This window comes from Virgisporangium aliadipatigenens, from assembly GCF_016863615.1.
GTDB lineage: Bacteria > Actinomycetota > Actinomycetes > Mycobacteriales > Micromonosporaceae > Virgisporangium > Virgisporangium aliadipatigenens.
The window spans coordinates 62,460-85,720 of record NZ_BOPF01000015.1; the positions used below are offsets into that span (position 1 = coordinate 62,460).

Below are 23,261 nucleotides of genomic sequence, written 5' to 3' on the forward strand. Positions count from 1 at the left end.
TGGGGCACACTGCGCGGATGCAGTACCTAATCGTGCTGGTGCACGTCGGCGTGGGGGCGTTGTGGCTCGGTGCGATGGCCTACAGCCTGCGGATCGTGCAGCCGCGGGTGGCCCGCATGTTCTCCGACGCGGAGCGTGCGGAGGAGCTGTACCGGGAGTTCGGCACGGGAAACAGGTGGCCGGTGGTCGGCCTCATCGCGACCCTCGCCGTCTCCGGCGCCGCTCTTCTCTTCTTCGGGGAACGTGACGCGTGGTGGTGGGCCGTCGTCGTGGCGAAGATCGGGCTGCTGCTGGCCGCCTCGGTGGCGTTCTGGTGGGTGTCGTGGCGCGGATGGCCGGCCCGCGTCTTCGCGCTCCCGGCCGAGCTGCCGGCGCTGCAGGCGAAGTTCCGGCGGGTGGCGGTGCTGATGGCGGTGCTGGTCGGAGTGGCGTTCGGGCTAGGCGTCTGGCTGGGGCACGGCGGGTAGGCCACGCCGCATCCGCTGGGTGGGCCGGTTGTCCAGGGGCTGGCCGGCGAGCAGGGTCGTCAGCGGCGCGGGCCGGCCCAGGTGGTAGCCCTGGCCCCGGTCCACCCCGAGGTCCCGTAACGCCGCGATGAGCGGTTCGCGGTCGACGTACTCGGCGACGGTGCTCATGCCGAGCCCGCGGGCCGCCCGCACCACCGCGTCCACGAGCACGCGGTCGACGCCGCCCTGATCGGCCTGCCGCACGAACTCCCCGGCGATCTTCACCGTCGTGAACGGCAGGTGCTTCAGGTATACGAACGACCCGAACCCGGCCCCGAAGTCGTCGAGGCTGAACCGGCACCCCGCCGCGCGCAGGAGGGTCGCGAGCCGCCGCGCCGCGTCGAGGTTGCTGATCGCCGTCGTCTCCGTGATCTCCAGCCCCAGCCGGACGGGCGTCACCCCGGCCCGGTGCAGCGTGTTGACCACCCACTCGCCGAAGCTCGGATCCTCCAGCGAACGGCTGGAGACGTTGACGTCCAGGCGCAGCTCGACCGAGGAGGCGAGGGCCGTCACGGCCTCGCCGATCACCCAGCGGTCGAGGTCGCGCACCAGGTCGCCGCGTTCCAGGGTGGGCAGGAAGTCTGCCGGGCCGACCTGCGGGTAGATGCCGTCGCGCAGCCGCACGAGCAGTTCGTAGCTGCTGACCCGGTGCGTGGCGAGGGTGACGATGGGCTGCGCGTCGAGCTGGAGCCGGCCGGTGTCCAGGGCGGCCCGGATGCGGGAGAGCACGTTGACCCGATGCACGGCGTGCCGGTACTGCTCGGGGGAGAAGAGGCGTGCGCGGTTGCGGCCCGCGGTCTTCGCCTCCAGGAGCGCCAGGTCGGCGTGCGCGAGGACGCTCGCACAGTCCGGTTCCCCCTCGAGGGAGGCGACACCGGCACTCAGGGTGACCCGGACCGCCTCCCCGTCCACGACGATCGGCCGGTCGACGATCGCCGTGCAGAGCCGGCCCGCGGTGTGCAGGGCGTCCGCCACGTCGGCGCCCGGCAGCAGGATCGCGAACTCGTCGCCGCCGAGCCGGCCGAGCATCGCCTCCGGCGGCACGTGCGCGGGCAGCCGCAGCGCCAGCTCCCGCATGACCTCGTCGCCGGTCGCGTAGCCGCGCAGGTCGTTGATGTCCTTGAAGTTGTCGACGTCGACGAGGATCAGCGCGCCCACCGCCGTGCCGCAGGCGAGCACGTCCTCCAGCCGGGCGGTCAGCGTGCGGCGGTTGGCCAGGCCGGTCAGCGGGTCGTGCACCGCGAGGTAGGCGAGTTCCTCGCGCACCTCGCGCAGTTCGGTGACGTCATAGGCCGTCCCGAGCACTCGGGTAGGCACGCCCTCGCTGTCCGTGATCACTTCTCCCGTGCACTCGAACACCCGCAGCGTCACCCGGTCGCTGAGGTACATGCGATGGGTGATGGTGAACGGCTCGCCGGTGCGGCGGGCGGTGTCGAACGTCTGGAAGAGGATCTCGACGTCGTCCGGGTGCAGCAGTTCGCGGTAGGTGTCGAAGTCGAAGCGCTCCAGCCCGACCGCGCGCAGCAGCGCCGGCGACCACGTGATCTCGCCGCTCACCAGGTCCCACACCCACGTGCCGATCCTGGCGAACGGCTCGATGTGCGCGGCGTGGCTGCGGGCGCGGTCGTGCACCCGGCGCCGTTCGGTCACGTCGGTGATCTCGTACAGCAGCAGGTCGTCGACGCGCCGGCAGGAGAGGTCCAGCCGGCGCGGGCCGTGCTCGGGCGCGCTCCATCCGTGCTCGGCCGACGGCGCCTCCGGAACGACCTCGGCGAGCGGCAGCGTCCGGGGATCGGCCCCGCCGAGGATGGCGCGCAGGGCACGGTTGGACCAGATCGGACGCCGGTCCGCGGTCGTCACCAGCAGGCCGGCCGAGACGGCATCGACCACTGTCTCCGGCAGTGGACCCACCTGGGACACCAAGGGAGCCTCCCGTCACTTTCGGTACAGCGCGCAGAGTGTACCGGCGTGATTGCGTTCTTGTGACCCGCTCACACCGTGGTAGGGGGCGGCCCGATACCCAGGTGTGGCGCGCGTTCGCATACCTGCCACGTACCCTGCGGCGATGCGCGTTATCCGTCGCCGGCTGCGGAGCGCGGCGTCCGTGGTCCTCGCCCGGGACACCCCGGACCCGCGCATGCCGTTGCCGGCGCTGTGGGTCGGCGTCGGCTACCTCGTCGCGGCGGGCCTGTGGGTCATCACCGCCACCGAGTACAACCAGCTGAACAAGGGAACGTTCAGCGCGCTGCTGCTGGCCGCGCTGGTGGTGGCGCCGGTATTGCTGATGCGGCGGCGGCCGGCCCTGGCGTGGCAGGTGTCGTTCGTGGGGCTGATCATCGCCGGCGTGTCGGTGAACGCGATGCCGGACGCGCCATGGCCGTGGCACCCCGCGCAGATCCTGGTGGCGCTGCTGGCGTTCGGGTGGTTCGGGATCCACCGCCGCCGCGCGGAACTGCTGTGGGCGCTGGTCCTCACCGGCGCCGTGGTGATCGTCTTCGTCAAGAACCCGAACAGCCTCGCCGTCATGATGCTTGTCCTCGCCGTCACGATCACCGCGGATCAGATCCGGCGGCGGCGGGAGGCGCAGCGCGGGCTGGTCGAGGAGGAGGCCCGCACCGAGCAGGAGAAGGCGCGCCGCGCGGTCCTGGAGGAGCGCACCCGCATCGCCCGCGAACTGCACGACGTGGTGGCGCACCACATGTCGCTCATCGTCGTTCGGGCGGAGACGGCGCCGTACCGCCTGGACGGCATGCCGGACGAGGCGCGCGAGGAGTTCGCCGGGATCGCGGCCGCGTCGCGCGAGGCGCTCACCGAGATGCGCCGCCTGCTCGGGGTGCTGCGCAGCGAGGACGCCGAGGGCGCCGATCCGTCCCGGGCGCCGCAGCCGCAGCTCGACGACGTCGCCGTGCTCGTCGAGACCGCCCGGGCCGCCGGCGTGGACATCACGCTCACGCTCACCGGCGACCGCGCGTCGGTGCCGTCCGCGGTGCAGCTCACCGCGTACCGGATCGTGCAGGAGGCGCTGTCCAACGCCACCCGGCACGCGCCGGGCGCACCGGTGCGCGTCTCGCTCGACGTGTGGCCCGATCGGGAGCTGCGCCTGCTCGTGGCCAACGACGTCGACCCGGCCCCGAACGGACCGGTGCGGCCCGGGCTCGGCCTCGCCGGCATGCGCGAACGCGCCACCGCGCTGGGCGGGCGGCTTACCGCCGGCCCGGGCCCGGACGGCTTCGCGGTGCGGGCGACGCTGCCGCTCACCGATGACCCCCTACTGATAGAGAAGACGGATGATTCGGCTGCTGATCGTCGATGACCAGGCGATGGTGCGTCAGGGGTTCGGGGCGCTGCTCGCCGCACAGCCCGACCTCGTGGTGGTCGGCGACGCGGGCAACGGCGCCGAGGCCGTGACCGCCGTGCGGGAGCTGCGGCCCGACGTCGTCCTGATGGACATCCGCATGCCGGTGCTGGACGGCGTGGAGGCCACCCGGCGGATCACCGCGGCGGGCAACGGGGCGGACGTGCCGAAGGTGCTGATGCTGACGACGTTCGACCTCGACGACTACGTGTTCGAGGCGCTGCGGGCCGGGGCGAGCGGGTTCCTGCTGAAGGACGCGCCGGCCGCGGATCTGGTCAACGCGGTGCGGGTCGTCGCGGCGGGGGAGGGGCTGCTCGCGCCGTCCGTGACGCGGCGGCTCATCGCGGAGTTCGCGTCCCGGCCGCGTGCGGATCGGCCGAAGCCGGAGCGGCTCAACGCCCTGACGTCGCGGGAGACGGAGGTGCTGCGGTTGATCGCGCGTGGGCGTTCCAACACGGAGATCGCGGCCGACCTCGTCGTGGCGGAACAGACGGTCAAGACGCACGTGGGACGGATCCTGATGAAGCTGGAACTGCGCGACCGGGCGCAGGTCGTGGTCTTCGCCTACGAGACGGGTCTTGTTGTTCCCGGCGAGTAGCACCGGAGCACTACGGGGTGAACGGCTCCCCGGTGTGACTCGCGGAAGGCGTTGTCCTCCCTAGCTTCTGGAGCCATGCGAGTCATGGTTGCGTTGGCGGTGTCGGGGATTCTGCTCGTGGCGCCGGCCGGTCCGGTGTCGGCGCACGTCGTGCCGGCCGACGTGGCGGCCTGGTCGGCGCAGCGCTACGCCGGCCGCGCCCTGCCCGACCCGCGGCACGCCGACCCCGCCGCCGTGGCGGAGTTCTTCGACGCGGCCGGGCCGGTCGAGTCGGCGTACCTGGCGCGCAGCTATCCCCGGCTGGTCAACGGGCTCGACGGCGCGCCGCTCGCGCTGCGGCTCGCGGCCGGCGACGGCGTGCGCCTGCTCGACGACCCGCGCGGCGACGGGCGCGTCGCGGAGGTCGTGGGCGATCCGCTGACCGCCCGGCGGATCGTGGTGCTGGTGCCCGGCGTCGACACCGACGCGGCGAACTTCCACAGTGGACTCGGCGGCGTGCTCCGCCGCGCACCGGCGTGGCAGGCGAAGCAGGTGCACGACGCGGCGGGCCCCGGCGTCGCGGTGGTGGCCTGGCTCGGCTACGACCCGCCGGAGGGACTCGGCATCGCCTCGGCGCGCACCGAACGGGCCCGCGACGGGGCCGCCGCACTCGTGCGCTTCCTGCGCGGGCTCGCCGTGCAACGGCCCACGGCGACGTTCGTCCTCATTGGACACTCGTACGGCTCGGCGGTGCTCGGCTACGCGGCGCCGGCCCTGCCCGCGGCGGTCACCGACCTGGTGGCGCTGGGCAGCCCGGGCATGGGCGTGCGGGACGCCGCGGCGCTGCGCACCACCGCGCGGGTGTGGGCCGGCCGGGCCCCGAACGACTGGACCCGCTTCGTGCCGGGCGTGCGGGTGCTCGGGTTCGGGCACGGCGCCAAGCCGACCGGGGCGGGGTTCGGCTCCCGGGAGGTGCCGTGCGGCGACGTCGACGGGCACGACGGCTACTTCGTGCCGGGCACCTCGTCGCTGGCCGCGCTCGCCGGCATCGCGCGCGACATGAGCTGAACGCGCAGCCGCCCCAACGGCGTGCGTACGAACGACGGCGTCCACCGGCGATGGCGCGGCGGCCGGATGCCGTCGTAGTAGAAGTGCCCCTCGCGCTCGGCCAGCTCCGCCACGGCCGCTTCGGGGAGCCGCCGGGTGACGGCCAGTTCGCGGGCGAGGTCGAACCCGTCGCGCAGCGAACCGCGCGGCGGCCGGCCGGCGGCCCAACCCCGGAAGATCGTCCTCCACTGTGGACCGAGCGACGCGGCGAGCGCGGGCCAGGTGTGGGCCACCTCGCCGGCGCGCTTGTTGAGCAGGGCCGAACGGGCGATCGCCACCCGCCGCTCGTCGAAGCCGTCGGGGGTGGGGGCGCCGGCCACGAGGGCGGCGGCGAGCGCGGTCTGCTTGGCGGCCAGGCGCTGCCGCGCGTCGCCCAGAGCGTTGCCGCTCATGCGGGGGTCGTGATGCGCGGGTAGCCGCTGGCCGCCGCTATCGCGTCGAGTTCGGCGCGGAGTTCCGACGGCTGCGGGTAGTCGCCGTCGCGCTCCAGCATCAGGGCGGGTGGGCGGCGCCTCGCGCACAGCTCGCGGATGAGGTCGAGCACGGCCGGCGGGGTCGGATCCGTGTGCGTGTCGTGGTAGACGCCGTCCGCCTCCTCGCCGCCGGCGACGTGCACGTAGGCGACGCGTTCGAGGGGGAGGGCGTCGAGCAGGGCGGTCGGGTCCTCGCCGCGGTTGACCGCGTTGGCGTAGACGTTGGCGATGTCGAGCAGCAGCGGTGCGCCGGTGCGTTCGACGATCTCGGTGAGGAACTGCGCCTCGGTCAGTTCGTCGTCCGGCCAGTCGAAGAGCGCCGCGATCGGCTCCAGGGCGATGGGCACCGGCAGGTCGGCCTGCACGCGTCGGACGTTGTCCACGATGACGTCGACCGTCTCCCGGGTGCGCGGCACGGGTGTGAGGTGCCCGACCTCCAGGCCGCCCGAACGCACGTAGGCGATGTGGTCGCTCACCAGCGGTGCCCGGAGCGCCTCGGCCACCTCCGCCATGTGCCGGACGCGGTGCGTGGCAACGGGTTCGGCCCCGCCCAGGGAGAGGCGCACACCGTGCGGGATGACCACGGTTCCCCGTTCGACAAGGGAAAGAAGGGCGGGGGGAGGATCAGCGGGACGGACCGACTCGGCGATCACCTCGGTGAACGGGAGACTCGGCAGGGCGGCGAGGACGTCGGCGATCTCGGGCCGCCAACCCACGCCGACCCCGATCTCGGCCGGCAGCACGTCAGCCCCCACAGCCGCCACCCCCTCCGCCGCCGCAGCTACTACCCCCGCCGCAGCTGCTGCCGCCGCTGCAACCGCTGCCGGAGTCGCCGCCGGACGACCCGGAGGAACCGCCCAGCCGGCCCAGATCCGTCTCGGCCGCGAGGGCCGGATCCGCCGACCACAGCGCGGCGGCGCCGAAGAGCCCGACGGCGAGCGCGGCACCACCGGCACCGAACGCGGAGGCCGCCGAGGCGTGGTCGCGCGGGTCGAGCCGGACGTGCGCGGCCCGGGTGCGCGCCATGGCCGACTGCCCGGCCCGCGAACGCGGCGACACGACAAGCGTCGGCAGGATCAGCACGCCCACCACGACGGTCAGCATGACGACGAACCCCACCGGCTTACCCGCGTCGATACCGGCGACGATCCGCGCGATCCCCAGCGCCAGCACCGCGAACATCGGCAGCGCGGCCAGCCGCATCGCGTTGCGCCGGCGCGGCGACAGCAGCCAGCCGTGGCGCACCAGCGTGTCGCGCAGGTGCTGCAGCGCCGGCGCGATGGAACGCTCCTTGACCAGGGCGAGCGCGCGCATCGGGCGCTGCTGCACGGCCTGGTACACGGCCCAGGTGAGCTCGCTCGGGGCGGGCGGCGGCGAACCGATCACCGTGATGGTGCCGGACTCGACGCTGATCGCGTTGGCGGCCCGCAGCCCGGCGAGGCTCACGGCCACGGCCTGGAGGGCGTTGCCGTTGACGTAGCCGAGTTCCTCCGGGCCGGGCTCCCACCGGGGGTCGACGCGGCCCTGGGCCAGCGCGCGCCGGAGGAGGGCGGTGATCAGCAGGGCGGCGACCGCCAGCACCGCGAAGAGCCCGAGGAACGTGGGGCCGGCGATTCCCCAGGTGTCGGCAGTGATGGTGCGCATGGCTGCATTGTGCGGCCTGCGGGCCAGTTGCGGCACGTGCCTGCGGCCGCTTCGCCGATCTTGCAGTTGTGGTGGGGACAGTGCGGGGCATTACCGGACACGCCGGGCGCCACAACTGCAAGATCGACGGTTGCCGGCCGGCGAGGGCTAGCGCTGGCGGCGGACGACCGACTCGGCCAGGTCGAGCACCGGCTCCAGGTCCACCGCCGGGCGGCCCATCGCCAGATGGAGGACGAGGCCGTCGTAGGCCAGTTCGAGGAACTGGGCCAGCACCTGCACGGGCACGTCGGCGCGCAGCACGCCCGCGTCCCGCTGCCGGATGAGCCGGTCGCGGGTGGCGGCGGCGATCGCCTCCGAACGCGCGGCCCACCGCTTGGTGAAGTCCGGGTCGGTGCGCAGCCGCCGGGAGACCTCGAGCTGCGTGCCGAGCCAGCCCGCCTGGTCCGGCTCGTCGGCGCGGGCCAGCAGGTCGCGCATGACCTGCACGAGCCCGTGCTCGGCGACGGTGGCGACCATCGCGGCGGCGTCGTCCTCGGCCACGGCGAGGAAGAGGGACTCCTTGTCCCGGAAGTGATGGAAGATCGCACCGCGGGACAGGCCGGTCTCTTCTTCCAGGCGGCGCACCGTGGCACCCTCGTATCCGTGCCGGGCGAAGCAGGCGCGCGCCCCGGCGAGAATCTGCCGGCGCCGGGCGTCGAGCTGATCCTGACTGACTCGGGGCATCCCACGATTATGCAAGCCGTACGTACGGATTGCATAAGTGTGTCCGGCGCTGGTACTTGATGTTCTGCGTGGTTAGAGGCTTGTTACAGACACCTGGGGGACTGTCGGCGATCGGACAGTCTGCCGTAATCTTCGCGCTGTGCCCCTGTTGTTCCTCAGCCTGGACAACACCCTGCTCGACCGTGCGGGGGCATTCCAGACCTGGTCAAAAGGGTTCCTCGCCGAGCTCGGTGCGCCCGATCACGACCTCGACTGGCTCGTCGCGCTCGACGCCGACGGGATGACCGACGCCTGGGACCTCGCCGACGCGATCAAGGACCGCTACAGCCTGCGCGCCTCCGCGATCGACCTCGTCGAAGCGATTCGGGAGGGGCTGCTCGCCCACCTGCGGCTCGATCCGCTGGTGGCGTTCGCGCTGCGGATCGCCGCCAACGCCAACTGGATGCCGATCGTCGTGACCAACGGCCCCACCCGCGTGCAGGAGGAGAAGCTGCGCCGGACCGGGCTGATGAACGAGATCGTCGCCTACGTCATCAGCGAGGACGCCGGCGTTCGCAAGCCGAACCCGCGCATCTTCGACATCGCCGCCGCCAAGGCCCGCGGCGACCTGCGCGGCGCGTGGCTGATCGGGGACAGCCCGGAGGCGGACATCGGCGGCGCCGACGCGATCGGGGTGCCGAGCGTGTGGCTGCGGAGGGGACGCACCTGGTACGACAACCGGTTCGTGCCGACGCGGGTGTGCGACGGGGTGATCGAGGCCGTGGCCGAGGTGCTCGGGTCCGGCTATTAAATCGGTTGTGTGCGCGCCCGCTGACGTGTGATCGTGCGCTCGCACCTTCGGGACAGCTCGCACCTTCGGGACAAGAGATGGGAGGCCTCGCCATGGCGCCTGTGAAGGGCTTCGCCCTGCTTCCGTCTCTTCTTCCAAGGAGTAACCCGCGTTGCGCGAGCAAGACTTCGGCGGGCCCAGCCGTGGGCGCCGTCGCAGATTCGATGACGAAGAAACCTATGTAAGTGCTGATGACGAAGAGACCTTCGTAAGAAGGCGGCAGCCCGTCCGCCTCGTCGACGACCGGCCCGAGCTCGACGGGCCACCGTTCGGCGACCGCTGGTCCACCTGGGTCGACACCGACGTGCTGCACGGTCCCGAGCCGTGGCCGGCCTGGGTCATCACCGACGACGGTGCGATCGACACCGACCTCGGGGTCCTCAAGACGGGCAAAGAGGCCGACGTCTCCCTGCTGGAGCGCGTCGTTCCGGACACCGACCGCGGCGTGCTGCTGGCCGCCAAGCGCTACCGCTCCACCGAGCACCGGCTGTTCCACCGGGACGCCGGCTATCTCGAGGGGCGCCGCGTGCGCGAATCGCGGACCAACCGGGCCATGGGATCCCGGACCGCGTTCGGGCGTCAGGTCATCGCGGCGCAGTGGGCCGCTGCCGAGTTCGCGGCCCTGGCCAATCTGTGGGAACTGGGCCAGGCCACCGGCGGCCTCCGCGTCCCCTACCCGGTGCAACTCGACGGGACCGAGCTGCTGCTGGAGTTCCTCGGCGACGCGGACGGGCAGGGGGCACCGCGGCTCGTCCAGACCCGCCCGTCGCGGGACGAACTGGCCGATCTGTGGCAGCAGACGGTCGACGCCGTGACCGTGCTGGCCCGGGCCGGCCTGGCGCACGGCGACCTCTCGCCCTACAACGTGCTGGTGCACGAGGGGCAGCTGGTCCTCATCGACCTGCCACAGGTGGTGGACGTCGTCATCAATCCGCAGGGGCCGGAGTTCCTGGCCCGGGACGTGCGGGTGATGGCGGACTGGTTCACCGCCAAGGGGCATCCCGTCGATGCCCCGGCGCTCACCGAGGACCTGCTGAGGGACGCCGGGATCCGCTGATGTACCGGGTGGCCGGGAGGGCATACGCTGCCCTCTCGGCCCTGCGTCACCCCTTACCTGGTGCCGTACTATCGCCGGGGCCGAACGAGGGGAGAAGTTCGTGGCGCGCCACCGGCTCGCGATCGACCTCGGCACGTCCCACACCGTCGCCGTGGTGCGACGCGGTGACGAGGCCCCGCGCGCCGTGCTCTTCGACGGGTCGCCGCTCATGCCGTCGGCAGTGTTCGCCGAGCCGCCGCGGCTGCACGTGGGCCGCGACGCCGAGCGCCTCGCGCTGACCGACCCGAGCAGCTTCGAACCGCACCCCAAGCGGCGCGTCGACGAGGGCTCGGTGCTGCTCGGCAACACCGAGTTCGAGGTCGTGGAGCTGCTGACCGCCCTGCTGCGCCGGGTCGCCGAGGAGGCCGCCCTCGCCGGTGTGCCGGCCGGCTCCGGCGCCGTCCTCACCTGCCCCGCCGACTGGGGGCGCCGGCGGCGCAGCGTTCTGCTCACCGCCGCGCAGGCGGCCGGGCTCGGCGAGGTCGAGCTGGTCGACGAGCCCGTCGCCGCCGCCACCTACTGCATGGAGGTACTCCGCCAGGAGATCGCCGTCGGTGAGGATCTCGCCGTCTTCGACTTCGGCGGGGGAACGTTGGACGTCTCCGTTCTCCGCCGTGAGCCCACCGGCCTGCGCGTCCTCGCCGTCGGTGGCCTCGACGACCTGGGTGGGGTGGACGTCGACGCCGCGCTGGTCGGGCACGTCGGGGCGCTCATCGCCCAGCGCAGCCCACGCGTGTGGCAGCGGCTCAACAACCCCGGCCCGCGCAGCGAACAGCGCGAGCGCCAGCAGTTCTGGGCGGAGGTGCGCGGCGCGAAGGAGATGCTCTCCCGCACCTCCGCGGCACCGGTGCAGGTGCCCGGCCTCGACAACGCCCTGCACCTCACCCGCGAGGAGCTCGAACGGGTCGCCGGCCCGCTGATCCAGCGCGCCGTCGACGAGACCCGCCGGGTGGTCGAACGCTCCGGTGCCGGGAACCTCGCCGGCATCTTCCTGGTCGGTGGTTCGTCGCGGATCCCGCTCGTGGCGCAGCGGCTGCACTCCCGGTTCGGGATCGCGCCGACCGTGCCGGAGCAGCCGGAGCTGCCGGTGGCGTTCGGTGCGCTGCTGGTGGGCGGGGAGGCGCAGGCCTTCGCCCCGGATCCCACGCCGACGTCGGTGGTCTCCGGGCCGCCCACGCCGGTCTCGGGAGTGTCGGCGCAGGTGACCTCGGGGCCGCCGGCGCAGGTGACCTCCGGTGCGCCGCAGGCGTCGTTCGCCCCGCCGGCGCCGTTCGCCCCGGCGGCCGATCCGACCTTCCCGGTCTCGTATCCGCCGATGCAGTCCGTTCCGAACACGGGCAGCTTCGGGGCGCCCACGGTGCCGCCCGTGCCGCCGACGGGAATCCCCGCGCGGCCGCCCACCAGCGGCGGCCCGATGCAGGGCGGCCCGATGCCCGGTGGGCCGGTGCCGCCGGGTGGGCCCATGCCGCACGTGTCGCCGACCGGGATCCCGGGTCGCGGGGCGGCCGTTCCGCCACCGCCCCGGCGGCGCGGCAAGGCGCGGTACGTGGTGCTCGTGGTTGTCCTCGCGCTCTTCGCGTCGTGCGGGTTCGGCGTGTACAAGGTCGTGCAGATCGCCACCGACACCTGGAACCAGGCCACCGGCGACGAGGGCCGGGACGGCGCCGGTGACGGCGACGGCGGGCAGCGGGACACCGGCAACGCGGCCACCCTCAAGGGCGGCGAGGCGATCCAACTGCCGGCCGGCCAGTCCGCGGCGGTGACCGTCAGCGGCGACACGGTGTACTACGCGACGGCCGAGACCGGCCAGCTCAAGGTCGCCGCGGTACCGGCGGCCGGCGGCGGCCCCAAGTGGGAGGTCGCCGTCCCGATGCAGCCGGCCAGCATGAAGCTGACCGTGGTCGGCGACATCCTCATCGTCGACGGCGCGAAGGCCGCCAACTTCGCCGGCAAGTCCGCCCGCGCCACGCTGTCGACCGCCGACGGCGCCGTCCGCATGGCCCCGAAGGAGTGGGACGACCAGGCGTACGACATCGCCTACTTCGGCACCGACGCGCTCGTGGAGGTGCGCGGGTTCAGCACGCTGGCGATCAAGCGCGTCGACCTGCGCACCGGCCAGGAGAAGTGGAAGCGCTCCGCCGCCAAGAACAACAGCGTCTCCAGCGGCCACCACCGCGCCGAGCCGATGCGCAAGTGGCCGGACGGCAAGGAGGGCGCCGGCGTCGGCGGGCAGGGGGCGATCTTCTTCTCGCCGGGGCCGTTCGAGGAGTCGATCGTCGCCGACCCGGCCGGTGTGGTCGAACTGACCGACGGCAACGGCAAGTCGGCCGTCTACGACCTGAACAACCAGGTGAAGGCCAACGGCACCGTGCCGATCGAGGACGAGCACTGGACCGTCTACAACGGTGTGGTCGTCGGCAAGCTCACCGACAAGGAGGCGCCCGGCCAGGCCACCATCGGCGGCTACGGCACCTCGGACCTGAAGAAGAAGTGGACCGTGCCGCTCGGCCCCGGCGCCGACGTCGAACGCCTCAAGCCGTGCGGCCCCGCGCACGTGTGCGTCGACGTCAACAACAGCAGCGCCGGCTGGTACAAGACGGTCGCCATCGACGTGGCCGCCGGCAAGAGCGTGTGGGAGAAGCCGCACGACTTCGCCGACAAGCAGAACTGGTACGTCGTCGACAACCAGCTCGTGTTCGGCGAGGGGACGTTCGACAGCATCAGTAAGGCCTCGGTCCTGGACCCGGCCAACGGCAACGTCACCCGCGGCATCGGCGACGGCGACTCGGTGGTGACGGCCGCCGGAGGCAAGGTCGGCATCCGGACGGCGTCGTCGTCGATCGGCGGGAAGCTGCGCTTCTACCTGGTCGTGATCGACCCCAAGAGCGGCACGGCGATCGGGCGCGCCGACCTGGGGACCGGCGACGCGCCCGAGGAGATCATTCTCGGCACCAAGGGAGCCACCGCGCTCACCAAGGACAAGAAGGTGCTCCGCTTCAGCCTTTAGCGTTGACCAGCCCGAACGCGCTCGGGGTCACGTTCGGGAAGACGGTGCCCGTGGCGCCCACCCGGCACCGCTTCTGGAGCACCTCCGCGAGCACCGACCGGTAGTCCGTGGTCGACATGAGATCCCCGGAGGCGAGCTTCGCCGGCGCCAGACCCGGCCAGTTGCCGTAGACGGTGCCGCCCTTGACGCCGCCGCCGAGCATCAGCATGGCGTTGCCGTAGCCGTGGTCCACGCCGCGGGAGCCGTTCTCGGCCACCCGCCGGCCGAACTCCGACAGCGTCACCAGCGTCATGTTCGCCAGGCCGGTCGGGCCCAGGTCGGTGGCGAACGCGGCCAGCGCGGCGGCCAGTTCGCCCAGGTGCGTGAACATCCGCTGGCCGGCCTCGGCGGTGCCCAGCCCCTCGTGCATGTCCCAGTCGCCGAAGTCGACGCAGGCGGCCGTGAGGCCGACGTTCGCCTTGATGAGCCGCGCCACGTCACGCAGCGCCCGCGCCAGCGGGGTGTCCGGGTACACGGCACCGTTGGCCGGCGTGTACGCGGTGAGCGTCTTCACCGTCGCCATCGCCTCGTTGGCGGCCAGCGCCGGTGCCGAGACGGCGGCCGGCGTGCCGGTGTGCAGCGCCCGCAACGCCGCCGCCATCGGCAGCTTGTCGGTGTCGCCCGACATCCGGAAGCCGTCCACAGTGGACAGTGACAGGTCCGGCGACGGCCCGGCGAGCGCGCGAACCGGCGACGGCGAGCCCAGCGACACCCCGGCCCACGGGGTGCTCGCCCCCGTCAGGCCCAGCATCCGGTCCAGCCAGCCGGTGCGCACCGAGGTGCCCGCGGCGGCGCGCTCCAGCTCCTCCATCGCGGCGAAGTGCGAACGGTTCTGCGCCGGCTGCCCGACGGCCTGCACCGCGGCCAGCTGCCCGCCCTGCCAGTACGGCAGCAGCGGCGCGAGCGCCGGGTTCAGCCCGAACATCTCGTTGCCCCCGATCAGCTTCGCCTTCGGCACCCCGATGGTCGGCCGCGCCTTGTAGTACTCGGGGTCGCCGTGCGGCACGATCGCCGACAGCCCGTCGAACCCGCCGCGCAGCGACAGCACCACGAGCACGTCGCCGGTGTACGACGGCGTAGCCGCGAACGCGAACCGGCTCGCCAGCCCGTCGCCGACCAGTCCGGCCAGCCCCGCGGCGGCCCCGACGGCGGCGGCCCGCCCCAGGAAACCCCGCCGGGACAACGCCTTCTGCTCCTCGCACCCGCACATTTCCACTGTGGACATTCGGCTACCTCACCAAGAAGGACGGGGCGTCGAGCAGCAGCGCGACGAGATACGGGAACTTGCTCGTGACGGCGGCGTCGGTCGGCTTCAGTGCCGACGTGGGCGTCTTGCCCAGGAACGTCGCCAGCGCCGTCACGTCCTGCGGGCGCGGCGCGGCCCCGGTGACCCGGCGGTGCAACGCGTCGAGCATCGGGCCGTAGGTGGCGGGCAGCGTTCCCGGGAGCAGGAACGCCGGCAGCGACGCGGGCCGCGACAGCTGCTTCGGCCACCAGCCGGCGGCCAGGTTGAGGTGCGAGTTCCACCGCTCCACGTAGCCGGACGGGGAGGCCCAGGCGGCGGCGACGTCCGGGTAGCCGTTCGGCGGATGCCAGCCCAGCGGCGGCTGCCCGGCCGACTCGCACATCCAGTACAGCGCGCGGATCCCGGCGAACCCGCCGTCGGTGTCGGGGCCCAGCCCGAGCGCGCGCACCGACGCGACGATGTCCTCGAACGGCGTGCGCACCTTCTGACCCGCGGAAGCCGCGAACTCCGGCGACGTGAACAGCGCCGTCAGCACCGGCCCGATGGCGCTCCTGTTGTCGAGGTACACCTTCGCGAGCTTCTCCACGAGCGCCGCGGGCGGTTCGTCGGCCACGAAGCGGACGCAGAGCTTGTACGCCAGCCGCTTGGCCGTCGCCGGCTGCATCGCCAGGTACTCCACGAACGCCAGCGCCGCCGCCTCGCCGCCCGCGGCGGTGCCGTTCGCGTGGCTGAACGTGAGCACCTTGACCGCGCCGGTCGCGTGCTGCAGGGCGTCGAACCGGTACAGCCCCGTCTTGTTGTCGACGGTCAGGCCGGTGAGCAGCCGCGCGGCGGCCTGCACGTCGGCCTCGGTGTAGACCAGGCCCACCGAGTGCAGTTCCATCAGCTCGCGGGCGTAGTTCTCGTTCGGCTTCGCCTTCGTCGACGAACGGTTGTCCAGGTAGCTGAGCATCGCCGGGTGCCGCGCGCTCGCCTTGAGCATGTCGGCGAAGCGGCCGAGCGCGAACGCCCGGATGACGGTGCGGTCGTAGTCCTGGCGGCTGTCCCACACGTCGCCGGAGGGGCAGGTGACGTTGAGGTGGTTGGACCAGAAGTCGACCATCACCTCGAACAGCTGCCGCCGGCTCCAGGCCGCCCGGGCGACGTGCGCGGTGGCGAGCTGGGACATGGTCTCCCAGCCGTACTTCTTGTGCGTGCCGGCCTCGACGGCCTTGCGCACGCCGGTGATGTCGAGCGCGATCAGCGGGAACCGCTTCACGACGGCGTCGCCGGGCGCGTCGTCGATCTGGGCGGGGTTCAGCTGGCGCTGCAGCCAGGCGGCGACGCCGAGGGACTTCAGCTCGGCCATGGAGTCGACGGTGGGGCCGTAGGTGGCGCGGCGCAGCAGAAGCTGCAGCGCGGCGTCGGCCGTGGTGTCGGCGGCGGCCTTCGGAGCGGCCGTCGCGGCCGGAGCGGCGGCGGCCGGCTCGGCGATCGCCAGGCCGGTGCCGGCGGCGCCGATCGCGGCCACCGCCTTCAGCAGGCCCCGGCGCCCGGGCCGTCGCGCGGCGGGCGCCACCGCCCGGGCCGGACTCGTCGCGTGCGGCGCGGCCTGCGCCGGGATCGCCGGGCCGGCGTGCCCGGAGGCGCCGACGGCCGGGGTGGGTACTGCGTGGGGGCTCCGCATGCCGGACAGATCGGCCCGGGTCGCATCGACCTGACCACGTCAACCGGCATGCAACCGGCTCACTACTGCCGGTACTGCTCCACCTCGGGGATCGGCCGCTGCGCGACGCTCTCCGGATCCTGGCCGTTGTCCCGCGCCGCGCGCCTGCGCCGCAGCAGGTCCCACAGCTGGTCCAACTGCTCCTCGACGGCGCGCAGCCGGGCGTGTTCCTCGTCGGTGGAGAGCGAACCGTCCTGCACCCCGGCCCGCAACCGGTGCTCCTCCTCGACGAGGTCGTGAATGTGCCGAAGTACCTGTTCGTCAGCCATGGGGCCAGGTTAGCCCCGCCAGGTGGCCAGTCGACGGTAGTGCGTGAAGAGGCCGGCGGAGTTGCCGAAGTAGTACCAGGGGTAGCCGCCGCCGAGATACCCGCCGACCTCCGCCCACAGCGGCCGGGTCTCCCGCGTCCGGCCGGCGAGGGCCAGCGTCGCGAGCTGCACCGAACGGGTCTTCATCGCCAGCGCGTGCGAGGGCGGCCCGGCCGAACGCCACTTCGCCACGCACGCGTCCAGTTCGTCGGAGACGCCGCGCAGGTACGCCTGCGAGGCCGCGTGCCCGTCGGCCCCGTCCCAGTGGTACTCCCGCAGGATGTACTCGATGTGTGCCTGCACGGGCAGCATGTTCACCGCGGAGCCGGGCGGCGCCTCCGCGGCGACGGTGCGCGCCATCGCGAACATCTCCGCGTGCGAGCCGTACCACTTCGCCGCGTAGAACTGCAGGGCGGCCTCATGCCCGGTGTAGTGGAACGGGTCGCGTTCGCGCAGGGCGGCGAAGGCCGTCGCGAACTCCTCCCGGCGGCCGCGCCCGTCCGGGAACATCGACCACAGGTATTGCACCCACGGCGTCGGGTCGCGCGGCGACTTCTCGATGGCGAGCTGCGAGGTGAGCCGCGCGTCGCGCATCAGCCGGTGGAACGCCTCGAACTGCGACCGGGACGTGCGCGCCGCCGAGGCGCCACCCCGCGCGCGGGAGGCCCGGTCCGCCTCCACGCAGGCCCGGACCGTCCACAGTAGAGGGTCGTCCGGCCGGGCCGTCCGCCAGCGCTTGAGCCACAGGTCGTCCGTCGCCGCGTATCCGGCCAGGACCCAGACGCGCAGCGCACGACGTTCCCACGAGTCGGCGGAATCGATCGCGGCCGCGACGGTCTCCCAGTCGCCGAGCGCGGCGGACTCCCGGGCCGCGCGCAGCCCGAGGTCGTCGTAGGCCTCGTCGCGGTCGGGCGGCGCGGGACGATCCGGCCGGTGGAAGACCAGACCCGACATGATTACAGGGGAACGGCGGTGCGCTTGGCCAGCTCGTACGCCGGACGCCCGCCCTCGTGCTCCTCGGCGTCGAGGCCGCCCCACACCAGCAGCACGCTGCCGGTGCCGCCCTGCACGGCGAATGCCCGCACCGGGGCGCCCTTCGTGTCGGTCCAGACCGCCTCGACCCCGGCGGCGCGGCCGACGGTCACCTCGCTGTAGGTGGCCTTGGCGGTGCCCACCTGCGCCTCCAGCGCGGCCTGCGGCTGCTTCGGCGACACGTAGACCCGCATGAACCCGATGAGGCCGGCCGGCTTGCCGTCGACCTCGCAGACCGGGTGATTGCCGGCGACGTCGAATTCCTTGGTGTCGTCCGGGACCGGCCGCGGCTTCCAGTCCTTGGCGAGGTCGAACGCCAGCCCCTTGGTGCACGTCGGCACGCTCTTGCCCGCTGCGGCGGCCGGTGTCGGGCCGCTCGGGGCCGGGGGATGCCGCGCGGGCTCCGACGCCGGTGCCGACGCGACGGGGGCATTGTCCTTTGTGGACGGTGCCGACGGCTCGGGCTCGCTGCAGGCGGCGAGCGCCAGCAGGGTGAGCATCACCGCGATCGATCCTCGTGTTCGCACGCGCGGGACCCTACCAACGACACCGGCCGGGATCCACAGTGGACCCCGGCCGGTTTCTACGTCGAACCGATTCGGCTCGGCTCAGCTCGCGAGCATGCGGCGCAGCACGTACTGCAGGATGCCGCCGTGCCGGTAGTAGTCCGCCTCGCCGGGCGTGTCGATGCGCACGACCGCGTCGAAGGACTTCCCGGTGTCGGTCGTGACGGTCACCGCCCGCGGGGTGGTGCCCGCGTTCAGCGCCTCGATGCCCGTGATGGCAAAGGTTTCCGTGCCGTCCAGGCCGAGCGACTCCGCGTTCTCCCCCTGGGGGAACTGAAGCGGGAGCACACCCATGCCGATCAGGTTGGAACGGTGGATGCGCTCGAAGCTCTCGGCGATCACGGCACGCACGCCGAGCAGCGCGGTGCCCTTCGCCGCCCAGTCCCGCGAGGAGCCCGAGCCGTACTCCTTGCCGGCCAGGATCACCAGCGGCACGCCCGCGTCGATGTAGGCCGCCGACGCGTCGTAGATGGTGGTCTGCTCGCCGGTGAGGTGGTTGACCGTGAAGCCGCCCTCGACGCCCGGCACCAACTGGTTGCGCAGGCGGATGTTCGCGAACGTGCCGCGGATCATCACCTCGTGGTTGCCGCGCCGGGAACCGTAGGAGTTGAAGTCCCTGCGCTCCACCCCGTGCTCCGCCAGGTACCTACCGGCGGGCGAGTCCGCCTTGATGGCGCCGGCCGGCGAGATGTGGTCGGTCGTGACCGAGTCGCCGAGCTTGGCGAGCACCCGCGCACCCTCGATGTCGGTCACGTCGGACGGCTCACTCGCCATGCCCTCGAAGTACGGGGGCTTGCGCACGTAGGTCGACCGCTCGTCCCACGTGAACGTCTCACCGGTCGGCGTGTCGAGCCCCTGCCAGCGTTCGTCACCGGCGAAGACGTCGGCGTAGCGGCTGGTGAACATGTCGCTGGCGACCGCGCCGGCGATGACGTCGTCGATCTCCTTCGGGCTCGGCCAGATGTCGCGCAGGTACACCGGCTCCCCGTCCGAACCGTTGCCGAGCGGCTCGTTGAACAGGTCGATGTCCATCGTGCCGGCCAGCGCGTAGGCGACCACCAGCGGCGGGGACGCGAGGTAGTTCATCTTCACGTCGGGGTTGATCCGGCCCTCGAAGTTGCGGTTGCCGGAGAGCACGCTCACGACGGAGAGGTCGGACTCCTGCACGCCGGCGCTGATCTCCTCGGCGAGCGGGCCCGAGTTGCCGATGCACGTCGTGCAGCCGTAGCCGACCAGGTTGAAGCCCAGCTTCTCCAGGTACGGCGTGAGGCCGGAGCGGTCGTAGTAGTCCGTCACGACCTTCGAACCGGGCGCCAGCGTCGTCTTGACCCACGGCTTGCGGGACAGGCCCTTGTCGACGGCGTTCCGGGCGAGGAGCGCGGCACCGATCATGACCTGCGGGTTGGACGTGTTGGTGCAGGAGGTGATGGCGGCGATCACCACTGCGCCGTGGTCCAGTTCGAACTCGCCGTCGGCGGTCGTGACGTGGGTCGGCTTCGTCGGGCGGCCCCCGGCGCCGACCGCGGCGGAGATGAGGTCGCGCGGCTTGTCGGCCGGGTCGTCGGCGTGGTCGTTGGCCGGCGGGTCGCTCGCCGGGAACGACTCGGCGCTGCTCTCGTCGGCCTGCCCGCCGTTGCCCGCCGCCCGGTCCTCGACGGCGACGTCCTGCTTGACGTAGTCCTTCAGCGCGGCGCGGAACAGCGTCTTCGCGTTGGCCAGCGGCACCCGGTCCTGCGGCCGCTTCGGGCCGGCCAGCGAAGGCTCCACAGTGGACAGATCCAGCTCGAGCCGCTGGGAGTAGACCGGCTCGCGCTCGGGGTCGTGCCAGAGGCCCTGCTCCTTGGCGTAGGCCTCGACGAGCGCGATGTGCGCGTCGTCGCGGCCGGTCAGGCGCAGGTACTTCAGCGTCTCGTCGTCGATCGGGAAGATGGCGACGGTGGAGCCGTACTCGGGGCTCATGTTTCCGATGGTGGCCCGGTTGGCCAGCGGGACGGCGGAGACACCCGGCCCGTAGAACTCCACGAACTTGCCGACCACGCCGTGCTTGCGCAGCTGCTCGGTGATCACGAGCACAAGGTCGGTGGCGGTGGCGCCCTCGGGCAGTTCGCCGCTCAGCTTGAAGCCCACGACGCGCGGGATGAGCATGCTCACCGGCTGGCCGAGCATGGCGGCCTCGGCCTCGATGCCGCCCACGCCCCAGCCGACGACGCCCAGGCCGTTGACCATCGTGGTGTGCGAGTCGGTGCCGACGACGGTGTCCGGGTAGGCCTGCCCGTTGCGATCGAAGATCACCCGTGCCAGGTACTCGATGTTGACCTGGTGCACGATGCCGGTCCCCGGCGGCACCACCTTGAACTCGTTGAACGCCGACTGTCCCCAGCGCAGGAACTGGTAGCGCTCGCCGTTGCGCTCGTACTCCAGCTCCACGTTGCGCGCGAACGCGTCCTGCCGCCCGAACAGGTCGGCGACGACGGAGTGGTCGATGACGAGCTGCGCCGGCGCCAGCGGGTTCACCTTCGTGGCGTCGCCGCCCAGGTCACGCACCGCCTCGCGCATGGTGGCCAGGTCGACGACGCAGGGCACACCGGTGAAGTCCTGCATCAGCACCCGGGCCGGGGTGAACTGGATCTCGACGTTGGGCTCCGCGTCGGGGTCCCAGCCGCCGAGGGCCCGGATGTGCTCGGCGGTGATGTTGGCGCCGTCCTCGGTGCGGAGCAGGTTCTCCAGCAGGATCTTCAGGCTGTAGGGCAGCCGCTCCTGCCCGTCGACCTTGTCCAGCCGGAAGATCTCGTAACTGGCGTCGCCGACGCGCAGCTCGCTCCGGGCACCGAACGTGTCGAGGCTGGCCACGTCGCTCTCCTCACGTGGTTGTGGTTACAGCCGCAAGTCTCCCGCAGGTGGCGGGGGTCAGGCGCGGCGGGTGCGGAATCTTCTTGCAAACCGTACGTCCGTCTTGCTTGCGATCGCAAGGAAGGCCGCCCTAACTGCGACACGGGTTGCCGCCGCGCTCCTCAGGATCAAGGGGTGTTCTGTCGCACCGGTGTCCGCGTGTCGCGCGACGGAACACCCCTTGATCCTGCCGGCCGCTACGACTTCAGCCAGGAGGCCTCCGCCACCGCCGCGCTGGCCGCCTCCTCGTACACCGCCGCCGCCAGCCACGCCGCGACGAACGGCTGCCCGCCGTCGTCCGTCAACCGGCCGAACGCGTCGCGCGGGCGCGTGCGGGCGGCGTCGGTCAGGCGACCGAGCAGCGCCGCGCCGGTCTCCAGGCGGGCGGCCGCCAGGCGACGCTGTTCCGGGGTGGCCAGTGCCTGGACGGCGCGGCCTCCGGAGACGACGCGTTCGAGGTGGCGCCGCAGGAGTCGCAGGGCGGGATCGCCGACCGCGAGGGGAACGACCTCGCCGGGTGGCGGCGGCTCCTCCGGCCCCTGCTCCGGCGGCAGCGGGTGGACCGCCGCGAGGTGGCTGCTGTGCAGGCGGTCGTACCCCAGATCGATGTGGCCCGCCCAGTCGGCCGGCAGCGCGAGGCGGTTCTCGCCCGGCGCGGGAGCCGCCGACAGCGCCTGCACCGTGGCCCGGCGGGCCGGATCGGGGCGCCCGATCACCAGCAGCTCCAGCCCCGGCACGCCGCCGAGCAGCCGCAGGTTGTGGCGGAACCCGAGCACGCCGTGGTCGATCGCCACGACGAGGTTGATCCACCCGCCGTCGGAGGTCTGCGCCAGGAGGCCGTCGCGATGCGCCTCCACGACGGTCAGCCGCAGGAACAGCAGGTCGGACCCGGCGGTGCGATCCTGCGGCGCCCTGGCCATCGCCGGGAACGCCCGCGCCACCTGCTCGGCGAGCGGAGCGTTCCACAGGTGGACCAGCGGCTCCTCGGTCCAGCCCAGGCCCTTGGCGCTGACCGCGCGCACCGCCTTGCCGGCGCCCAACTGCCCGGTGTCGCTGGCCGTCGCGCCGGACACCACCAGCCCGGCCCGGGCCAGCCGCTTGTGCGTCAACGCCGACTCGCCCAGGCGCACCGTCATCTGGCCCGCGCCGGCGGCCCGTTCGGCACCACCGGGATACAGGTCGGTGACCGTCCACAGTCGACCGTCCCGATCGGACACGTACGTCACCACTCCGCCGTAGCCGGTGTCGGCCACCACCGGCACGGCGCACAGCCCGTACAGCCGCATGCTCCCGTGAACGTCATACGTCCGCCGGGCCGTCCCGACCAGCTCCCCGACGGAGTCGCCGGCGAGTTCGGGGGTGCGGAGGCGGTGCGTCACGCCGAGGAGTTCGCGGAGGCCGTCGGTCAGGTCGGCCAGCCGGTAGCGGGGATCGCCGGCCCGTGCCGACTGCAACTGGTTGGCGACCTGCCGGCCCGCCGCCGCGGCACGGTGCAGCCCCACGGCCCGCGCCTCGTGAGCGGCGCGCAGCAGCCCCGTCCGCAGAACGGGACCCGTGCCGGAGACGCCGGCACCGAGTGCGGCGGCCGCCGCCCGCCACAGGCCTTCGGCCGCCGCGCGCTGCTGCTCGGTGAGGTCGGCTCCGGTGGCGGCCGCATCGTCCGGAGCGATCCGGCCGGCGGCGGAGCCGCCCGCGCCTTTGCCTTGGCCGGCGGCGCTCGCGCCGGCGGGATCGGTGGCCGGTGCGGCCGTCCCGTCGAGCGCCCCCGGCGCCACCCCTGCGGTCGTCCCGTCGGCCGGCGCCGCCGCGGTGTCCACTGTGGACATGCCGGGGCCGTCGTCCACTGTGGACGGCGGTGCGTCGTCCGCGACCGGGGCCGTGACGATGACCGACGCGCGGTGCAGGCAGGCCGGCGCGAGCAGGCAGGTGCAGACGACCGCGTCGGCCGAGGCGACCACGCCGCCCGTGAGCGTCATCGTGACGGCGGTCGTCTCGTCGACGGTCACCGTCACCGTGGACCCGTCGACCGAGACCGCCCACCCGGCGACCTTCGTGGCGAAGTCGTCGAGCTTCTTGCGCAGCCTGTTCGGCAACGCGTCGACGGCGGCCGTGACCACCGTGGCCTCCACCGGAGGCAGCTCCGCCGCGCTCATGCCCTC

At 72.9% G+C, this 23,261-nt stretch carries 19 protein-coding genes; 7 read left to right on the plus strand and 12 right to left on the minus strand.

The features are described from left to right. The first annotated feature begins 17 nt into the window (after nucleotides 1–17). Nucleotides 18–467 carry a hypothetical protein gene (locus Val02_RS21605; RefSeq protein ID WP_203900966.1) on the plus strand — a complete coding sequence of 150 codons (450 nt, stop codon included), beginning with the start codon at nucleotides 18–20 and terminating at the stop codon, nucleotides 465–467. Here Val02_RS21605 and Val02_RS21610 read toward each other — a convergent pair. Continuing rightward, nucleotides 438–2,426, minus strand: a complete 1,989-nt coding sequence (locus Val02_RS21610) for a putative bifunctional diguanylate cyclase/phosphodiesterase (protein WP_203900967.1) — start codon at nucleotides 2,424–2,426, stop codon at nucleotides 438–440. The two genes, Val02_RS21605 and Val02_RS21610, sit on opposite strands and share 30 nt — an antisense overlap. Before the next feature lie 145 nt (nucleotides 2,427–2,571). Between Val02_RS21610 and Val02_RS21615 the strand changes: the two genes are divergently transcribed. From Val02_RS21615 to Val02_RS21625, 3 genes are all read left to right on the plus strand, one after another. Further along, nucleotides 2,572–3,819, plus strand: coding sequence for a sensor histidine kinase (locus Val02_RS21615; protein ID WP_203900968.1), 1,248 nt, complete (start codon nucleotides 2,572–2,574; stop codon nucleotides 3,817–3,819). Further along, nucleotides 3,794–4,459, plus strand: a complete 666-nt coding sequence (locus Val02_RS21620; protein WP_203900969.1) for a response regulator — start codon at nucleotides 3,794–3,796, stop codon at nucleotides 4,457–4,459. The genes Val02_RS21615 and Val02_RS21620 overlap by 26 nt, the downstream gene beginning before the upstream one ends. A gap of 75 nt (nucleotides 4,460–4,534) precedes the next feature. Beyond that, nucleotides 4,535–5,506, plus strand: a complete 972-nt coding sequence (locus tag Val02_RS21625; protein ID WP_239153225.1) for an alpha/beta hydrolase — start codon at nucleotides 4,535–4,537, stop codon at nucleotides 5,504–5,506. On the opposite strand, the gene Val02_RS21630 is transcribed toward Val02_RS21625, so the two are convergent. The 4 genes from Val02_RS21630 to Val02_RS21645 form a co-directional block, all read right to left on the minus strand. Continuing rightward, nucleotides 5,443–5,937 (minus strand): SCO6045 C-terminal-like domain-containing protein, encoded by a 495-nt coding sequence (locus Val02_RS21630; RefSeq protein ID WP_203900970.1) that lies wholly within the window; start codon nucleotides 5,935–5,937, stop codon nucleotides 5,443–5,445. The genes Val02_RS21625 and Val02_RS21630 overlap by 64 nt on opposite strands. Then, nucleotides 5,934–6,758: an MbnB/TglH/ChrH family RiPP precursor modification enzyme gene (locus tag Val02_RS21635; RefSeq protein ID WP_203901129.1), complete on the minus strand. Its 825-nt coding sequence runs from the start codon at nucleotides 6,756–6,758 to the stop codon at nucleotides 5,934–5,936. The genes Val02_RS21630 and Val02_RS21635 overlap by 4 nt, the downstream gene beginning before the upstream one ends. 4 nt (nucleotides 6,759–6,762) lie before the next feature. After that, nucleotides 6,763–7,662 carry a TIGR04222 domain-containing membrane protein gene (locus Val02_RS21640; RefSeq protein WP_203900971.1) on the minus strand — a complete coding sequence of 300 codons (900 nt, stop codon included), beginning with the start codon at nucleotides 7,660–7,662 and terminating at the stop codon, nucleotides 6,763–6,765. A 147-nt stretch (nucleotides 7,663–7,809) separates the two neighbouring features. Next, a complete protein-coding gene (locus Val02_RS21645; RefSeq protein WP_203900972.1) occupies nucleotides 7,810–8,385 on the minus strand; it encodes a TetR/AcrR family transcriptional regulator in 576 nt (191 codons plus the stop codon). 139 nt (nucleotides 8,386–8,524) lie between these two features. On the opposite strand from Val02_RS21645, the gene Val02_RS21650 reads away from it, so the two are divergent. The 3 genes from Val02_RS21650 (at nucleotide 8,525) to Val02_RS21660 (ending at nucleotide 13,317) form a co-directional block, all read left to right on the plus strand. After that, entirely contained in the window at nucleotides 8,525–9,175 is a 651-nt protein-coding gene (locus Val02_RS21650) for an HAD family hydrolase (protein ID WP_203900973.1), read from the plus strand. Nucleotides 9,176–9,326: 151 nt separating this feature from the next. Then, on the plus strand, nucleotides 9,327–10,271 hold the full coding sequence (locus Val02_RS21655; RefSeq protein WP_203900974.1) for a serine protein kinase RIO: 945 nt from the start codon (nucleotides 9,327–9,329) through the stop codon (nucleotides 10,269–10,271). 100 nt (nucleotides 10,272–10,371) lie between these two features. Continuing rightward, the gene (locus Val02_RS21660) at nucleotides 10,372–13,317 is read left to right on the plus strand and encodes an Hsp70 family protein (RefSeq protein WP_203900975.1); all 2,946 of its coding nucleotides are present in this window, start codon (nucleotides 10,372–10,374) and stop codon (nucleotides 13,315–13,317) included. Here the strand turns inward: Val02_RS21660 and Val02_RS21665 are convergent. The 7 genes from Val02_RS21665 to Val02_RS21695 form a co-directional block, all read right to left on the minus strand. Continuing rightward, nucleotides 13,307–14,581, minus strand: coding sequence for a DUF1501 domain-containing protein (locus Val02_RS21665; protein ID WP_239153226.1), 1,275 nt, complete (start codon nucleotides 14,579–14,581; stop codon nucleotides 13,307–13,309). The two genes, Val02_RS21660 and Val02_RS21665, sit on opposite strands and share 11 nt — an antisense overlap. Nucleotides 14,582–14,585: 4 nt before the next feature. After that, complete coding sequence (locus Val02_RS21670) at nucleotides 14,586–16,268, minus strand: DUF1800 domain-containing protein (protein ID WP_203900976.1); 1,683 nt, start codon at nucleotides 16,266–16,268, stop codon at nucleotides 14,586–14,588. A gap of 62 nt (nucleotides 16,269–16,330) precedes the next feature. Then, complete coding sequence (locus Val02_RS21675; protein ID WP_203900977.1) at nucleotides 16,331–16,576, minus strand: DUF2630 family protein; 246 nt, start codon at nucleotides 16,574–16,576, stop codon at nucleotides 16,331–16,333. 9 nt (nucleotides 16,577–16,585) lie between these two features. Next, nucleotides 16,586–17,569: a hypothetical protein gene (locus Val02_RS21680; RefSeq protein WP_203900978.1), complete on the minus strand. Its 984-nt coding sequence runs from the start codon at nucleotides 17,567–17,569 to the stop codon at nucleotides 16,586–16,588. A gap of 2 nt (nucleotides 17,570–17,571) precedes the next feature. Next, nucleotides 17,572–18,174: a lipoprotein gene (locus tag Val02_RS21685; protein ID WP_203900979.1), complete on the minus strand. Its 603-nt coding sequence runs from the start codon at nucleotides 18,172–18,174 to the stop codon at nucleotides 17,572–17,574. 81 nt (nucleotides 18,175–18,255) lie between these two features. Next, nucleotides 18,256–21,063, minus strand: a complete 2,808-nt coding sequence (locus tag Val02_RS21690) for an aconitate hydratase (RefSeq protein ID WP_203900980.1) — start codon at nucleotides 21,061–21,063, stop codon at nucleotides 18,256–18,258. 236 nt (nucleotides 21,064–21,299) lie between these two features. Continuing rightward, the gene (locus tag Val02_RS21695) at nucleotides 21,300–23,255 is read right to left on the minus strand and encodes a hypothetical protein (RefSeq protein ID WP_203900981.1); all 1,956 of its coding nucleotides are present in this window, start codon (nucleotides 23,253–23,255) and stop codon (nucleotides 21,300–21,302) included. Between the last annotated feature and the right edge of the window lie 6 nt (nucleotides 23,256–23,261).

Coding starts and splice junctions, on each gene's coding strand:
- Val02_RS21695 (WP_203900981.1), bottom strand. CDS start 23,255: ATGAGCGCGGCGGAGCTGCCTCCGGTGGAGGCCACGGTGGTCACGGCC.
- Val02_RS21640 (WP_203900971.1), bottom strand. CDS start 7,662: ATGCGCACCATCACTGCCGACACCTGGGGAATCGCCGGCCCCACGTTC.
- Val02_RS21675 (WP_203900977.1), bottom strand. CDS start 16,576: ATGGCTGACGAACAGGTACTTCGGCACATTCACGACCTCGTCGAGGAG.
- Val02_RS21630 (WP_203900970.1), bottom strand. CDS start 5,937: ATGAGCGGCAACGCTCTGGGCGACGCGCGGCAGCGCCTGGCCGCCAAG.
- Val02_RS21665 (WP_239153226.1), bottom strand. CDS start 14,581: ATGTCCACAGTGGAAATGTGCGGGTGCGAGGAGCAGAAGGCGTTGTCC.
- Val02_RS21605 (WP_203900966.1), top strand. CDS start 18: ATGCAGTACCTAATCGTGCTGGTGCACGTCGGCGTGGGGGCGTTGTGG.
- Val02_RS21645 (WP_203900972.1), bottom strand. CDS start 8,385: ATGCCCCGAGTCAGTCAGGATCAGCTCGACGCCCGGCGCCGGCAGATT.
- Val02_RS21615 (WP_203900968.1), top strand. CDS start 2,572: ATGCGCGTTATCCGTCGCCGGCTGCGGAGCGCGGCGTCCGTGGTCCTC.
- Val02_RS21670 (WP_203900976.1), bottom strand. CDS start 16,268: ATGCGGAGCCCCCACGCAGTACCCACCCCGGCCGTCGGCGCCTCCGGG.
- Val02_RS21680 (WP_203900978.1), bottom strand. CDS start 17,569: ATGTCGGGTCTGGTCTTCCACCGGCCGGATCGTCCCGCGCCGCCCGAC.
- Val02_RS21625 (WP_239153225.1), top strand. CDS start 4,535: ATGCGAGTCATGGTTGCGTTGGCGGTGTCGGGGATTCTGCTCGTGGCG.
- Val02_RS21620 (WP_203900969.1), top strand. CDS start 3,794: ATGATTCGGCTGCTGATCGTCGATGACCAGGCGATGGTGCGTCAGGGG.